Here is a 14,930-nt window from a genome sequence, read left to right as displayed (position 1 = left end):
CCAGTTCAGTGGTCCATTTCAGTGGTCCATTGACGGGCGGACTCCCGGACGCAGGCTCTCGTCGATGAAGCGCAACAGGGGCGTCATCAGGTGGCCGCGCTCCGGGTTCTCGCCGTGGAGTTTGAGCTCGATGCCCTCGAGCTCCGGAAAGCCCTCGTCGACGGACAGGGTCCGCATGCTCTCGGTCATGCAGCACTCCGGGAGCGCGGCGACGCCCAGGCCCGCGCGCACCGCCGCGGTGACGCCCATGATGCTCTCGCTCGTGTAGAGCACCCGCCAGGCCCGCCCGAGCGCCTCCAGCGCCTCGAAGCCCCGCGCGCGGAAGATGCACGGCGGCGGCAGCGTACAGATGGGCACGGGCGCCGCCGCGTCGACCCGGAACTCGCGCGCGCACACCCAGAGCAACCGCTCCCGGCGCAACAGCCGGCCGCCGCCCTGCCCCGGGTTGGCGCACAGGGCGATCACCACGTCGAGCTCCCCGCGCTGCTGCGCCTCGAACAGGCTGTCGTTGAGGCCCACCTTCACCTGGATGTGCACGCGGGGATGGCTCTGGGAGAAGCGCGACAGGATGCCGGGCAGGTGCTGCGGCACGAAGTACTCCGCCACGCCCAGGCGCAGCTCCCCCGCGCTGTCCGGCTCGGCGAAGCGCTGCACCGTCTCGTCATTGAGCTTCAGGATCTGCCGCGCGTAGCTCAAGAGCAGCTCGCCGTCGGCCGTCAGCGAAGGCAGGCGGCTGCTGCGGTCGAACACCCGCCGCTCCAGCAGTTCCTCGAGCCGCTTGATGCGGATGCTCATCGCCGCCTGGGTCCGTCCGAGCTTCGCCCCCGCCGCCGTGAACCCCCCCGCGTCCACCACCGTCACGAAGGAGCGGAGCAGATCCATGTCCAGGTCCGTGTACCCCATGTGCTCCATATTCAGCGTTTATGGGGCGCATATCAACTATCAATCACGCATATTCTTCGAGGGGGTTATCTAGCGACTCGTGAACGCGGCGCACCGAGTGCCGCCGAGGAGAAGCCCATGAAAGCCGTCGCCTACCGTCAGTCGCTGCCCATCACCCACGCCGAGAGCCTGATCGACGTGAACGTCCCCGCCCCGGCGGCCCCCACCGGGAGGGATCTGCTGGTGCGGGTGGAGGCCATTTCGGTGAACCCCGTGGACGTGAAGGTGCGCATGCGGGCGGACCCGAAGGGCGAGAACAAGCAGCTCGGCTGGGATGTGGCGGGCACGGTGGTGGCCGTGGGCCCCGAGGTGTCGTTGTTCAAGGTGGGCGACGCCGTGTACTACGCCGGCTCGGTGGATCGCCCGGGCGCCAACGCGGAGCAGCACCTGGTGGACGAGCGGATCGTGGGCCACAAGCCCCGCTCACTGAACTTCGCCGAGGCGGCCGCCCTGCCCCTCACGTCCATCACCGCCTGGGAGATGCTGTTCGATCGCCTGCGGGTGCCGCGTGGAGAGGGCTCGAACGGGCAATCGGTGCTGGTGCTCGGCGGCGCGGGCGGCGTGGGATCCATCGCCATCCAGCTGGCGCGGCGGCTCACGGGGCTGACCGTCATCGCCACGGCGTCCCGTCCGGAGACCCAGGCCTGGGTGCGCGAGCTGGGGGCGCATCACGTGGTGGATCACCGCGAGCCCTGGGCCGCGAAGGTGAAGCAGATCGTCCCGGAAGGAGTGGATTACGTGCTCGCGCTCACCCACACCGAGCAGCACTTCGATGAGATCGTCGAGGTGCTCAAGCCCCAGGGGGCGCTCTCGCTGATCGACGATCCGGCCGAGCCCCTGCCCATCAACAAGCTGAAGTCCAAGAGCCTCTCGCTGCACTGGGAGTTGATGTTCACCCGCGCGCGCTTCCAGACGCCGGACATGATCGCCCAGCACCACCTGCTGAACGAGGTGGCCCGGCTCGTGGACGCGGGCAGCGTGCGCACCACGCTCAAGACGAACCTGGGCACCATCAACGCGGCGAACCTCAAGAAGGCCCACGAACTCATCGAGAGCGGCCGCGCCCTGGGCAAGGTGGTGCTCAGCGGCTTCTGATGCACGGGCACCTCGCGGAGAGCGGACAGGGACCTCGTGATACCGTCCCTGCCTGATGGTTGCCCCGCTCGCGTCCGCCTCCGCCGAAGTGCCTTCGTTCCGGAATGTCCGGAGGCGTGCCCACACCGCCGCGCTGTCCCTCGTGCTCCTGACCGTCCTGGGGGGCTGCCGCAAGTCGGACGCCGAACGGGCCGCCGAGGAGCGCGCGAAGATTGAAGAGAAGATTCGCGACTCCTACACGCTGGTGCCCTACCGGGCCCTCAAGCTGACCATCCGCGCCGAGGGGCAACCCCACGCGCCCGAGGAGATCGCCGCGCTCTGGAAGGCCCTCGAGGCGACGCGGGCGCTGCCCGACAAGGCCGTCACGCAGGAGGAGGCCCGCCAGATCGCCGGGGAGTACCTGGACCTGGGCGTCGCCTTCTACAAGGCCAAGAAGACGCTCGAGAAGCGGGACGAGGACGAGTTCCCCCTGCTGTGGACCCGCTGGAGCCCGAACGAGCCTCCTCCCGTCCCGGCGTACGACGTCGGGCAGGAGCACGCCTTCCTGGCCACTGCCTGGCTCCTGCTCGACAGCGCGGACCGGGGCAATCGGGTCCCGGCCACGGATCTGGTGTTCTACGAGCTGTCACGCGCCACGCCCCAGCCAGCGTGGGATCCCGTGCTCCGCGTCGCCGTGCGCGCCAACCGCGGGCTCGCGTTCTGCGAGGCGAAGTACCACTACGCGGCCGAGGAGGAGCTGAACGCCTTTTTGTCCGAGGCGGAGGCCCTGCCCCCGGCGGACTTCCCCTCCATTCGCGACGCGGGGCCCGAGCAGACGCGTGAGATGCTGCTGGCCACCGGCTACTTCCTGCGCGCGTGGAACCGCATGGCGCTCGAGCGAGAGCGCGCCGCGGAGGACGACATCGAGCGTGGGCTGCACTCCCTGGAGAAGCTGGGCGTGGAGAACGAGCTGACGTGGTGGGGCTGGGCCTTCATCCACTTCCGGCGCGAGCGCTACGAGGAGTCCGCGGCATCCCTCGACAAGCTGGCCGCCAGCCCGTACGTCGGTGAGAAGGAGCGCCAGGAGATTCATGCCTGCGCGCAGGAGCTGCGCGGACACGGCGACCGGCTGCCCATCTTCCTCCAGGCCCGTGCCGCCATCATCCTGGGGCAGGCGCTCATCGCCCGCGCGGGCGGGCCGGAGAAGATCCTCGTCACCCTGCTCGGCCCCGAGCGCGCGAAGGAAGTCTACGCGCCCCTGGCCTGGATGGACCGGGTGCGCCAGGGCATGGGCGAGGTCTCACCGGAGCAGGTGGCGAGCGGCGCGGGGGATGCGCTCGGCGCGGCCCGCGAGGCGGGTGGCAGGGGCTGGGAGGCGCTCAAGCGGAAACTGGGGGCCACCCTCTCCGGTGGCACCGCGGACTCCGGCCCGAAGTAGTCCCGCAGCAGGCTACTGAGACGGAGGAGGCGTCCGAAGCCGTGGACCCGTGCGAGTCGCCACGCTCCTCAAGGAGGCTGAGGATGAGGAGTCCCAATGAGGCCGCCGCTACATTGCCTCGGGGGTAGAGCCTCCCAAGCCAAATCCGGGGATCACACCCCTGAGCGGGAATGATAGTCTGAACACCGGTTCAGACCTCACGGACGGGACACATGGCAGCGACCTCGAAGATCGAGTGGACGGACGCAACGTGGAACCCTGTTCGCGGCTGCTCCAAAATCTCCCCGGGCTGCAAGCACTGCTACGCCGAGACCTTCGCCGAACGGTTCCGAGGTGTGCCCGACCACCCCTACGGGCAGGGCTTCGACCTACGCCTCGTGCCTGAGAAGCTCGCTGAGCCCTTGCGCTGGGCGACGCCAAGGAAGGTCTTCGTCAACTCGATGAGCGACCTGTTTCACAAGGACGTTCCCGACAACTACATCGTATCCGTGGTCCGGGTCATGACGGTGGCGAACTGGCACACCTACCAGGTGCTCACCAAGCGCTCGGAGCGGATGCGTGACTTGCTGAGGACCAAACTGCGCTTTGCAGCGGACCACTCGCACATCTGGTGGGGAGTCAGCGTGGAGGATCGGCGCTATGGCCTACCGCGAGTCGAGCATTTGCGCTCCGCCCCAGCACGTGTCCGCTTCCTCTCTGTTGAACCTCTGCTCGAAGACCTTGGCCAATTCGAATTGAGCGGAATCCACTGGGTGATTGTCGGGGGTGAAAGTGGGGCTGGCGCCCGACCCCTGCAGAGGGCGTGGGTCACCTCCGTGAGGGACCAGTGCCGCTGCGCGCAGGTTCCGTTCTTCTTCAAGCAGTGGGGGGGCGTCCAAAAGAGCCGAACTGGCCGTGAGCTGGATGGCCAGACATACGATGCACTTCCTGATGTACCCACGGTTGCCTCGGTGATGAGTCGCCAGCGACGATTGGAGGCAATCGCAAATGTTGAATACGAGGGGACGGTGGTGTGAGGGATGAGCGATGCCGAGAAGGGGGGAGCTAATGCTCAAGCGCTCTACGATGGCCGTGATCAGACGTGGGTCAAGCACTTCATCCTGAGGAAGTACCTCGAGCGATTTGCGCACATTGTTGGCTCGAAGTGGAATCCCATCACGTATGTGGACGGCTTTTCGGGCCCGTGGAACACGCAGTCGTCGGCGTTCGAAGACAGCTCCTTCGCCATTGCCCTTGAGGAGTTGCGGAAGGCGCGCAACACGCTTCGGGCTCGTGACATCGAGCTGGGTATCCGCTGCTTCTTCATCGAGAAGAATCGGGCCGCGTACCAGCACCTCGATAGTTTCGCGAAGGCCACCACAGACGCCGAGGTCCGCACGCAGAACTGCGACTTTGAGGAGGCCATCCCGGAGATTCGCCGCTTCATCGAGGCTGGAGGCAAGAAGGGCTTCCCCTTTATCTTCATCGACCCCAAGGGATGGTCCGGCTTCGCGATGGATAAGATCCGCCAGCTTCTTGAGCTTGAGCCCGGAGAGGTGCTGATCAACTTCATGACCCAGCACATCCGACGGTTCATCAACTCCCCGCAGGAGGTGCATCGCGAGTCCTTCGAGCGCCTCTTCGGAAGAGGCGAGATTCAAGAGGAGATCATCGGGCTGACCAAGCAGGACCGTGAGGATCGGCTTGTGGGCGCCTACGTCCAGAACGTCAAGCGTACGGGTCGGTTCAAGCACGTTTGCACGGCGGTGGTGCTGAATCCGCTGAGAGCCACCACGCACTTCCATCTCATCTACGCAACCCGCGGTCTCAAAGGAGTCGAGGTCTTCAAGAACGCCGAGCGGAGCGCGATGAATGAGATGGAGGCGCGCCGTGCTGAGGCTCAGCGGCGCGACCGCATGGAGCGGTCCGGCCAGGGTGAGTTGGTCCTTTTCGGACAGCGCGAGGACCCAAAGTCGGACCACTACGAGCAACTCCGTGACCGCTACGTCACGAAGGCTCGCGATAGAGTTCGCAGGATGCTCGAGAAAAATGGGCGCGTTCTGTACGACGACGCATGGGCGTTCGCACTCGCTGCGCCGCTCACGTGGGAGCAAGACGTGAAGGGATGGCTCGAAGACTGGAAGAAGGAGGGTTTCCTCACCATTGAGGGATTAGGTGAGCGGGAGCGCGTTCCGAAACTGGGCCACGGAGTCCACCTTGTCTGGCACGCTCGCCAGCGCTGACTGGCCGAAGTGGGAACAGAACAGGGCGGGACGGTCTCGGTGCCGTAATCCGCCGACGTGTTCGGGCCCATCCTTATCTACTAAGCCATCCAACTAAATCCGTTCAGACGAAGCAGCGCCGAAGCTCGATTTCTCAGCCTCGGCGGTTGTTGCCCTGACAGAACTTACTTGGGTTGGCTTAGGTCCGCGCGCCCCCGTTCCTCCCCCTCCGGGGCTCAACGGGCCGTGCCGAGCTCTACCAGCGCATCGGCGAGGCGGTCCATCTCCGCGCCCTCGAGCCCGGTGGACGCGAGCTCCTCGCGGGCCTTGCGCCGCGTGGCCTCTCGCTCCAGCCCGCCGGGAACGCGCGGCACGAGGGTGCTGATGCGCGCGCTGATCCGCGCGAGCGCCGGCCGCAGCTCGCCATCCAGGGAGTGCACCGGGGCCTCCGCGGTGTCGGGAGCGCGGAGCTGGATCTGCTTGGCCGCGTCCATCTGCGCCTGGAAGAACGTGATGATGGCCTCGTCCCTGGGCGCCGCGAGACCCAGGGCCGCCGCAGCCTCGTGGACTTCCTTCCGGGCGGTCTCCAGCACCCGGGCCTCCTGCGCGGGCACCTCGATGGGGAGGCCCGCGCGGCGCTTGGCCGTGGCCACGCGGGACATCAACGCCAGCCGCTCGGCCGTCGCGGCGAGCAGCGCGTCCACCGGCGTCGCGGTGGGCCCGGTGGCACCGGGGCCCAGGTGACGCGCGCGGATCCGCTCGAGCGCGCCGCTGGCCTCCTGTTGCAGGAGCCACGTGTCGAGCTCCGCGGCCAGATCGGCCCGCGACGGCTCCACGTAGAGCGCCACCACGTCCCGGGTGAACGGGCCCACCCGCTCGATGCCGGAGAGGCCCTCGGCCCAGCGGGGCCCCTCGAAGGTGTTGGTGAGCGCCGCGTCCGCCTCCCCGTTGGCCAGCGCCTCGCGCACCGCCGCGTTGTCGGGGATGGCGCGGATGCTCGCGTGGTGGAAGTGGGCGCGCGCCACGCGCTCCAGGTGTCCGCCCCGGTTCACCGCCAGGCGGAACTCGGGCCGATCGAGCGCGCGCAGGAGCGCGAGTGGCTCCTCGGGGGGACTCGCGGCAGCAGGTGCCCAGGCCGGGCGGCGCAGGAGCAGCAGGGCCCCGTTGCGAGCCACCGGAACGGTGTAGCGCCCGGTCAGCGAGCGATCGGGCCGGACGGTGATGCCACTGGTCGCCACGTCGAAGCGGTGGGCGCCGAGGTCCGCCACCAGCTCCGGCCAGCGGAAGCGCACCCATTCGAGGCGGTAGCCGCGGTCGGACGCATAGGCCTGCATGAGCTCGGCGTCGAAGCCGGACGCCTGCCCCTCGCGCAGGGTGCTGAAGGGCGGGTAGTCGCTGCTCGTTCCCACGCGCAGGACGCGGGGCTCGCTCGAGGGCGGGAGGGACCGGGGCTGTACCGCGCACGCCGCGAGCAGGGCCAGCACGGTGCCCGCGAGGAGACGGAGGGGTCGGACCTGGGGAGAAGAGAATGAGCGCATTCTCCGAGTCTGCCCCAGAGCCGCGCCTCCCGGGCGAGTGGAGGTTGGCTACCGTCGCTGCGCCTTGAGCCGCAGGGACTTCGGGCCCCGCAGGAAGAGGTTGTAGTTCCAGTCGAGCGACTCGGCCGGGCTGGAGGCGAACTCGAAGCGGCGCACGCGGCGTAGCAACTCCTCGAAGGCCACCTTCGCCTCGAGCCGCGCGAGCGGCGCGCCCAGGCAGAAGTGGATGCCGTAGCCAAAGGAGTAGTGCCCCTGCACCTCGCGCGTGACGTCGAAACGGTCCGGATCCTGGAACTTCCGGGGGTCCCGGTTGGCCGAGCCGAACAGTGCCATCACCCGCGAGCCCGCCGGGAGCGTCTGTCCGCGCACCTGGAGCTCCTGCGTGGTCTCCCGGAAGACGCCCTGGACGGGGGAGTCGTAGCGCAGGATCTCCTCCACCGCGTTGGGGACGAGCGAGGGGTCGGCCACGAGCTTCTCCCACTCGGCCGGGTGGCGGAGCAGGGCGACCATCCCGTTGCCGATGAGGTTGGTGGTGGTCTCGTTGCCGGCGATGAGCAGCAGTCGGCAGAAGGCGATGAGGTCGTTGGAGGTGACGAAGTCCTCCTTGCCTCCCGCCTCGATGAGGGCGCTGATGAGGTCGTTGCGCGGCGAGCGGCGGCGCTCCTCGATGGCCTGCCGCATGTACTCCTGGAGCGCGCGGATGCTGGCCTCCAGACGGGCGGGATCCGTGTCGGCGAGCGACAGGTTGGACGAGCTGATGGCGTCATCCGACCAGCGCTTGAAGTCGCGGCGGCGCTCGGGCTCCACACCGAGCATCTCGGCGATGACGGTGATGGGGAGCGGGGCCGCCAGGTCCTCCATCAAATCCAGCTTGTCCTCGCGCAGCATGTCGTCGATCAGCTCGACGGTGAGCTCCCGGATGCGCGGCTCCAGCTCCGCCACCCGCTTCGGGGTGAAGGCACGGCCCACCATGTTGCGCAGGCGCGTGTGAATGGGCGGATCCGAGGCGATGAGTGAGTTCTCGGTCATCAGCATCCCGAGCAGCTCCGGGCTGAGCTTGTCCGTGGTCCTCCTGCTGAGCTCCATCCCCTTCGACGAGAACATCGCCGTGCTCTTCAGGGTGGGGCCGATGTCCTCGTGGCGGCAGATGACATACGAACCCAGCAAGGGCTCGATGTAATGGACCGGGGCGGACTCCCGGAGCTGTGCGTAGAAGGGATAGGGATCGGCCAGTACGTCCCGGTTGAGCAGGGGGATGGTGGGGGGGGATTGCATGGGATTGCTCCTGTGTCTGGGTACGTCCCGCAGCTCCGGATGGTCGGCGACATCCCGCCCGACGCGTACGCCGATGCGCTCGACGAGCCCCTCCCCTGCCCTCGCCGCACTCGCCACACGGGGAGCCCGTTCACCGGGGTGGCTCGCCCCCGACGTCCTCATCGGGGGCGAGCACCGCGTCCTCACGTCATCAGTAGATAACGTAGGAGGCCGTACCGCTGCAGCTCGTGTCGCGGAAGCAGCCGACACGGATTTGGTGCGGCATGTTCTCGCCCAGGACGTTCACGCGGTAGACGACGTGCGAGAGGCTCCCGCAGGTGCCGAAGGTGTCGTCGTTCTCGGCCGCCACCGAGCCCGACGACTCGTGCACCCGCAGGATGGTGTCACCGACGCCAGAGGCGCCCTCCACGCCGCAGGTGCCCACATCGAGGGTCTGGCCATACGACAGCGTCACGTTGTGGTTGGCGGTGTTGCGCGAGCCGCTGCTGGTGTTGGTGAGGTTGAAGGAGAACGTGCCCCGGACGAGGTTGGCGTTCGGGGTCACCTTCCACACCACGACGCCACCGCAGAGATCGCTGTTGGTGCAGCCGGCGCGAATGGTGTAGTCGCCCGAGGCCCCCACCCTGTGCTTGAAGTAACACGAGCTGGCGGCGATCTCGGTGCCCTGTGCGTCGGAGAGGCGCAGCGAGGTGTCACCGGCGGCGAAGGCGCCCGGCAGGGTGCAGGTGCCCACTTCCACCACATCACCCGCGGAGAGACTGAGCACCTTGTCCGTCGTGTTCTGCGTGGCACTGTTGGTCTCGCCCGTGAAGTAGGTGAACGAGGTGGCCGGGCGGTTCTGGGGCGGCATGTCGGCGCACAGCCGAGGGCTGGCGTTGTTGGTCGCGGCGCACAAGGTGCGGATGGCGTTGTAGACGTAGGTGCTATGCTCGCCGGTGCAGCCCGTCTCGGGGCACGTGTTCACCACGTTGCAGGTCCCGTTGGCGACATAGTCCGCGTCACCGCGCACGGCGATGCTCGCCACCGTGTAGTTGTCCAGCTCGTACACGGCCGAGCCCGAGTTGCCCGCGAAGGTGTCCGTGGTGGACACCAGGTAGTCCAGCGAGTGCTCGTTCGCGTCGCGCACCGTGCCACCGGAGGCGATCTTGAAGGGGATGGCGCTGCTGCTGCCGATGACGGCCAGCTTCTGCCCGACGGCCAGCGGGGTGTTGCCCTTGCGGACCGGGGCCGGGGTGAAGCGCGGCGTGGCCGGCCGGTCCAGGCGCAGGATGGAGTAGTCCATGTACCAGCTCAGCTCATGCGCCACGATGGCGGTGCAGCGGAAGATGTCCTGCGTGGTGACCTGCTGCAGCTGGCCCGCCGCGGTCCGGTAGAAGTTGAAGACGAAGCGGGTGTTGGCGCACTCCTCGGGAGTCGGGACACAGTGGGCCGCGGTGAGCACCAGGTCATCGTCGATGAGCGTGCCGGAGCAGAAGGCCGCCCGCGGGTCATCCCGGAAGCGCTCGGTGGTGCAGAGGTTGCGGCCTTCGCCCAGCGTCTGGCCGGTGAAGACGACGTGGTTGGGATCCGTCGCGTCGATGAGCGGGGGATGCATCAGCGCCACGGTGGACTGCTGCGCCCGCGCGCGCAGCGTGGCGTCCGGGTGGGCGTAGACGTCCAGCCGGTCGTCCGTGCCATAAACAACCGTGCTCTTCTTCTCTCCGAGCGCACCCTGCTGCGCGCCCTGCTCCGCCGCCGGGCCGCAGCCCGCCGCGAGCGTGAGCGTACACATCACCGCGCCCACGAAGGGACGCACCAGGAACCCGTGCTTGAAATGTTTCATGGGATGTCTTTCTTGTTTTCTCGGGGGGCAAGAAAACCTGCCATGGCAGGCAAGCGAAAGCTAGATACCCCAGAAAAGCCGTATTCGTAAGAAGAATTCCTGGTTTCTCCTGGCGCGCTGAACGATTGGATTAGCGCGACTTCGCGCTCCATCGCTCGACCATCAGGTCGATGAAGCGTCGCACCTTCGCGGGCAGGTGACGTTTGCTCGGGTAGATCGCCATGATCGGCACGTCCACCGGCTCGCAAGACGGCAGCAGCGCCTCGAGCCGCCCACTCGCCAGATCTTCGTCGACCAGGAAGCCGGGAAGATAGGCGATGCCCAGTCCCGCGACGGCCGCGTCCCGGATCGCCTCGCCACTGTCGAGACGAAGGCGGCTGCGCCCCTCCACCTTCACCCAGGGGCCACCCTTCTGGCGCAGACGCCAACTCTGTCGTCGCGTCCGGCTGCTGAATATCAGACAATCATGTGTCGCGAGCTCCTCCAGCGATTCGGGTTCACCGCGCGCCTCGATGTAGGAGGGCGCGGCACAGATGATCGCCCGGTGTTGCGCCACGAGCCGGGAAATCAGGCGGGTATCGGTGCTGGAGGCATCGATGCGCACGGCCAGGTCGTAACCCTCCTCGATGATGTCCGCGACGCGATCGGTGAAGCTCACCTCCGCCTGCACCTCGGGCCAGGTCCGCAGATAGTCCCGCAGCAAGGGAAGGACATGCAGTCTGCCGAAGGCGCCGGGCACGGTGAGCCGCAGGACTCCCCGGGGGGTGCCCGTGCGCTGCCCGACGCTGGCCTCCGCTTCATCCAGGGCCGCCAGGACTTTCATGCAATGCTCATGGAAGACACGGCCATCGTCGGTGAGGCTCAGGTGGCGCGTCGTGCGATTGAGCAGGCGCACCCCGAGGCGGGATTCCAGCCGGGCCAATGCCTTTCCAGCCGCCGAGCGCGTCAGTCCGATGGCCCGGCCGCCGCCCACGAAGCTGCCCGCGTCCACGACGGACATGAAGGCGAAGATTTCATCCAGGTTGGCGCGTTTCATTGATGGCTGTCCTTTGTGGAGCCCAGGTCGCCGGAGTGGGGACGTCCATTCGTCAATGGGCTCGGTATACGACTCGGCCATCACCCCTTCAACTCGGAGAACTCCCATGCCCGTGACCCTGCTCAACCCCGCCGGACTCCTGAATACCGACGCGCTCCGATACCGACAGGTGGCGATTGCCACCGGCACCCGGCAGGTGCACGTCGCGGGGCAGGTCGCGTATGACGCGAACGGCCAACTCGTCGCTCGGGGTGACCTGGCTGGACAGGTGGCGCAGGCCTACCGCAACGTCGCCATCGCCCTCGCGGCCGCCGGGGCGACGTTCAGCGACGTCGTCCGGCTGACGGTCTATGTGGTCGACTGGAAGCGCGAGATGATCTCCGACTTCCTCGCCGGCATCGAGCAGGTCGCCGAGGAGTTGAAGATCGCGCCGGCGCCGGCATCGCTGATCGGGGTCTCCGTGCTCTTCGAGCCGGGCGTCCTCGTCGAGATCGAAGCCACCGCGGTCGTGGGCTGATTCACGTCAGGACCGTGGATCCACCGGCCCCTGACGCGATAATCCTACGCGCTCATGCCAGGAGAGACCATGAAGAGGCGGTTCGGCGCGCTGTCACTCGCGGTGGCGGCGACGCTCTTCCTCGGACAACAGGCCGAGGCCAGCTCGCACGACGTGGAGACGGGACTGCTTCGCGACGACTCCGACGCCCAGGACAAGTGCCCCTCGACCTGCTCCACCCAGAATGAGTACTGGACGGGACAGTGGCGGACGGCGCTCCCCGAGAAGGCGTCCAGCTGCCACTGTGCCCTGCCCCCCTTCGAGCACCTCGTCATCGACGCGGGCTCTTCAGGCACCCGGCTCCTGCGCTACGAGGTGGCGCGGGGTCCCCAGGGCTGTCAGCTCACTCCACCCAAGGCCCAGGAACAGAAGAAGGATTCCACGCTCGGCGCCCTGGCGGACATGGACTCGAGGATGGCGGAGAAGGAGCTGGGTGAACGGATCACGGCCCTGGCTCCGACCCGCGTGGTGCTGCTGGGCACGGGGGGCTTCCGCCAGAAGGGAATGCAGGGGGAGCGCAAGATGCGGGAGCTGCGTGGGCGCCTCTCCAGACACGTCCAACAGGTGGAGATCATCTCGGGGAAGACGGAGGGCGAGCTGGCCTGGTTGGCCACCCAGCCCACGACGGAGAAGACTCCCTTCTCGACCTTGGAGATCGGAGGCGTTTCGGTGCAGTTCGCCACCGGCGAGACGAGCGGCGACATTCAAAGCGTCAGTGATGATGCGGTGGGCATCAACGTCCTCTCCGAGGAGATGGGCAAGGACAAGGCGAACTGCCTGAAGGAAGAGGAGAGCTTCACCCGCTGCATGGCCGCCATCGGGCAGCGGCTGGAATCCTCGCAGCTCGCGCGCAAGACTTCCAAGCTGCTCCCGGAAGGAAAACACCGCCCGGTGTATATCATTGGCAAGGAGCTGGATGCGCTGTTCCAGCCGGGGAAGGAGCTGAGCCGGGCGCACCTGGAAGGGATCGGCAAGAAATGGTGCAAGGACTCGCGCACGGGTGATGACAAGGCGAAGGCAGGTTGCTTCAAGATGGCGTACCTGTCGGCCCTGTTGAAAGCGGTGAAGACCGAGTCCATTCGCAAGGGGGCCGACTCCTGGACGCGAGCGGCCGCGGTGCATGCCGACTACTTCCCGAACTGCCGCTGACCCATGGACCGGACCTCCACCGCCATCGTCGTGCGTGACTACCGCCCCACGGACGTGGACGCCCTGATGGCCCTGTTCCGCACCGCGGTGCTCCAGGTGGCACGGCGCGACTACACCGAGGCCCAGGTGCGGGCCTGGGCGGGGCGGATGGACCGGGAGCGTTGGCTCGAGCGCCTGGCGGCCAGGCCGACCTTCGTCGCCGAGGTGGGTGGCCAGATCGCCGGCTTCAGCGACCTGGAACCCGATGGCCACATCGACATGCTGTTCGTCCACGCGGACCATCAGGGACGAGGGGTCGCCTCGGCCCTGTTCGATCACATCCTGGTCCGCGCGAAGGCGGAGGGCCTCGGGCGCCTCTACACCGAGGCCAGCCTCACCGCCCGGCCGTTCTTCGAGCGCCGCGGCTTCACGGTCCTCGCGGCCCAGGAGGTGCCCGTCGCCGGGGAGGTGCTGCGCAACTTCCGGATGGAGCGAGCCCTCTCGCACCGCGCGCCGGGCCAGAAGCCGTGACCGGGGTGGATTTGCTCCCGCGGAACCGGGCGGGATAGAAGGCCCGCCCCATGCCCGCGACGCCCTGTCACCGCCATCCAGGAGTATCCGCGACCCGTAGCTGTGGGGAGTGCTTCCAGCCCATCTGCGCCGGGTGCTCGGTCATCGAGGGAGAACGGTGCCGCTGTCCCGAGTGCGCCGCCCTCCACCGGCGGGGACGGACGCGGCGGGTGGCGGTATCCCTCACCCTGGGCACCGCCGCGCTCGTGCTCGGCGGAGGGCTGCTGGCGTGGCTTTCATCCGCTCCCGCGCCGGCGAGGACGTCCCACGGGCCCAAGAACCCGGCCGTCGAGGTGCTGCGGGGCCAGCTCGAGAAGGAGCCCTGTGATCGGACCCGGGCGGTGCAGTACGCCCAGGCGCTCTTCTCCACCGACGACTGGCGGGAAAGCATCCGGTTCTCCGACGACTTCGTCACCCGGTGCGGCAAGTTCCCCCAGCTGCGCTCCATCAGCTACTCGGCGCACATCCGCCTGAGTGAGTTCGATCTGGCCATCCGGGACGCCACGGAACTCATCGAGAGTGCTCCGGGCAACGCGAGCTACCGGGTCTGGCGGGCCCTGGCCCATCAGTCCCGTGGCGCGTCCGAGCTGGCACTGGGTGACTTCCAGGAGGCCTTCCGCCTCCAGCCGGAGCAGTTCCAGGTGGCCAACCACCTGGCCACCGCCTACGAGCAGTCGCGCCAACCGTGCGAGGCCCACCGCGTGCTCGAGGAGCACCAGCGGGTCAACTCCGACTCCGCCCGCCGGCTCGAGGTGATGGAGTGGCTCGCACGCCTGGAGACCCAGGGCCCCTGTGGCGCCAAGGGAGGCAAGTCGGGGGCGGCCGCGCGCAAGCCAGGCAAGCACTGAAGCGCGGCGTCCCAGCCAGGGAGCCCACGGGATGGAGCCGAGCGCTCAGCCGGGTGGACGGCTGGGGCGGCTGAGAATGTACGCCGCCCCGACGAGCATCAGCGACCCGGAGACGGCCAGCACGGGCCACGGCACACGCAGCACGAAGGTCATGAGCGCGAAGCTCACCCCCATGGCGGAGATCGCGCTCGCCTTCACCTTCACCGGCACGGTGCCGTACTGTTTCCATTCCTGGAGCCGAGGCCCGAAGTGCGGGTGCGTGTACAGCCAGTGATGGAAGCGGGGCGAGCTGCGCGAGAACGCCCACAACGCCAGGAGCAGGAAGGGCATCGCGGGCAGCAGCGGCAGGAACGCGCCGAGCATCCCCAGGCCGACACACACGAAACCGAACGCCATGAAGAGGGGTCGGAGGCGCCGGTTCCGGCCCTCTTCGGCGCTCGGGGAAGATGGCTCCATCGTCGGTTCGTCTGGCACCCCCCTCGTATACACCAGGAGCCACTCC

General features: G+C 67.8%; 14 protein-coding genes. 8 read left to right on the top strand and 6 right to left on the bottom strand.

Annotated features, from left to right (window positions below):
- Positions 1-18: 18 nt before the first annotated feature.
- Positions 19-903, bottom strand: coding sequence for a LysR substrate-binding domain-containing protein (locus D187_RS33165; RefSeq protein WP_043432691.1), 885 nt, complete (start codon positions 901-903; stop codon positions 19-21).
- Between the two features lie 117 nt (positions 904-1,020).
- On the opposite strand from D187_RS33165, the gene D187_RS33160 reads away from it, so the two are divergent.
- The 4 genes from D187_RS33160 to tcmP all read left to right on the top strand — a co-directional run bounded on the left by D187_RS33160 (position 1,021) and on the right by tcmP (position 5,676).
- The gene (locus D187_RS33160; protein ID WP_002630547.1) at positions 1,021-2,037 is read left to right on the top strand and encodes a zinc-binding alcohol dehydrogenase family protein; all 1,017 of its coding nucleotides are present in this window, start codon (positions 1,021-1,023) and stop codon (positions 2,035-2,037) included.
- A gap of 55 nt (positions 2,038-2,092) precedes the next feature.
- Positions 2,093-3,454: a hypothetical protein gene (locus tag D187_RS33155; protein ID WP_002630546.1), complete on the top strand. Its 1,362-nt coding sequence runs from the start codon at positions 2,093-2,095 to the stop codon at positions 3,452-3,454.
- 212 nt (positions 3,455-3,666) lie between these two features.
- On the top strand, positions 3,667-4,470 hold the full coding sequence (locus D187_RS33150) for a DUF5131 family protein (RefSeq protein ID WP_043432636.1): 804 nt from the start codon (positions 3,667-3,669) through the stop codon (positions 4,468-4,470).
- A 3-nt stretch (positions 4,471-4,473) separates the two neighbouring features.
- Positions 4,474-5,676 carry a three-Cys-motif partner protein TcmP gene (gene tcmP, locus D187_RS33145; RefSeq protein WP_002630545.1) on the top strand — a complete coding sequence of 401 codons (1,203 nt, stop codon included), beginning with the start codon at positions 4,474-4,476 and terminating at the stop codon, positions 5,674-5,676.
- Positions 5,677-5,891: 215 nt separating this feature from the next.
- Here tcmP and D187_RS33140 read toward each other — a convergent pair whose 3' ends face one another.
- From D187_RS33140 to D187_RS33125, 4 genes are all read right to left on the bottom strand, one after another.
- Positions 5,892-7,193, bottom strand: coding sequence for a transporter substrate-binding domain-containing protein (locus D187_RS33140; RefSeq protein WP_002630543.1), 1,302 nt, complete (start codon positions 7,191-7,193; stop codon positions 5,892-5,894).
- Positions 7,194-7,241: 48 nt separating this feature from the next.
- On the bottom strand, positions 7,242-8,468 hold the full coding sequence (locus D187_RS33135) for a cytochrome P450 (RefSeq protein ID WP_002630542.1): 1,227 nt from the start codon (positions 8,466-8,468) through the stop codon (positions 7,242-7,244).
- A 190-nt stretch (positions 8,469-8,658) separates the two neighbouring features.
- Complete coding sequence (locus D187_RS33130; RefSeq protein WP_002630541.1) at positions 8,659-10,290, bottom strand: trypsin-like serine peptidase; 1,632 nt, start codon at positions 10,288-10,290, stop codon at positions 8,659-8,661.
- Positions 10,291-10,420: 130 nt separating this feature from the next.
- The gene (locus D187_RS33125; protein ID WP_002630540.1) at positions 10,421-11,326 is read right to left on the bottom strand and encodes a LysR family transcriptional regulator; all 906 of its coding nucleotides are present in this window, start codon (positions 11,324-11,326) and stop codon (positions 10,421-10,423) included.
- Positions 11,327-11,432: 106 nt separating this feature from the next.
- Between D187_RS33125 and D187_RS33120 the strand changes: the two genes are divergently transcribed.
- The 4 genes from D187_RS33120 (at position 11,433) to D187_RS33105 (ending at position 14,428) form a co-directional block, all read left to right on the top strand.
- Positions 11,433-11,843, top strand: a complete 411-nt coding sequence (locus D187_RS33120; protein ID WP_002630539.1) for a RidA family protein — start codon at positions 11,433-11,435, stop codon at positions 11,841-11,843.
- Between the two features lie 69 nt (positions 11,844-11,912).
- Positions 11,913-13,031, top strand: a complete 1,119-nt coding sequence (locus D187_RS33115) for a mannan-binding protein (protein ID WP_002630538.1) — start codon at positions 11,913-11,915, stop codon at positions 13,029-13,031.
- Between the two features lie 3 nt (positions 13,032-13,034).
- Positions 13,035-13,541 carry a GNAT family N-acetyltransferase gene (locus D187_RS33110; RefSeq protein WP_002630537.1) on the top strand — a complete coding sequence of 169 codons (507 nt, stop codon included), beginning with the start codon at positions 13,035-13,037 and terminating at the stop codon, positions 13,539-13,541.
- 209 nt (positions 13,542-13,750) lie between these two features.
- On the top strand, positions 13,751-14,428 hold the full coding sequence (locus tag D187_RS33105) for a tetratricopeptide repeat protein (RefSeq protein WP_002630536.1): 678 nt from the start codon (positions 13,751-13,753) through the stop codon (positions 14,426-14,428).
- A gap of 45 nt (positions 14,429-14,473) precedes the next feature.
- On the opposite strand, the gene D187_RS33100 is transcribed toward D187_RS33105, so the two are convergent.
- Positions 14,474-14,824: a YbaN family protein gene (locus tag D187_RS33100; RefSeq protein ID WP_002630535.1), complete on the bottom strand. Its 351-nt coding sequence runs from the start codon at positions 14,822-14,824 to the stop codon at positions 14,474-14,476.
- Between the last annotated feature and the right edge of the window lie 106 nt (positions 14,825-14,930).

Origin of the sequence: Cystobacter fuscus DSM 2262, from assembly GCF_000335475.2 — a bacterium.
Classification (GTDB): domain Bacteria; phylum Myxococcota; class Myxococcia; order Myxococcales; family Myxococcaceae; genus Cystobacter; species Cystobacter fuscus.
This window is presented reverse-complemented; position numbering and strand designations above follow the sequence as displayed.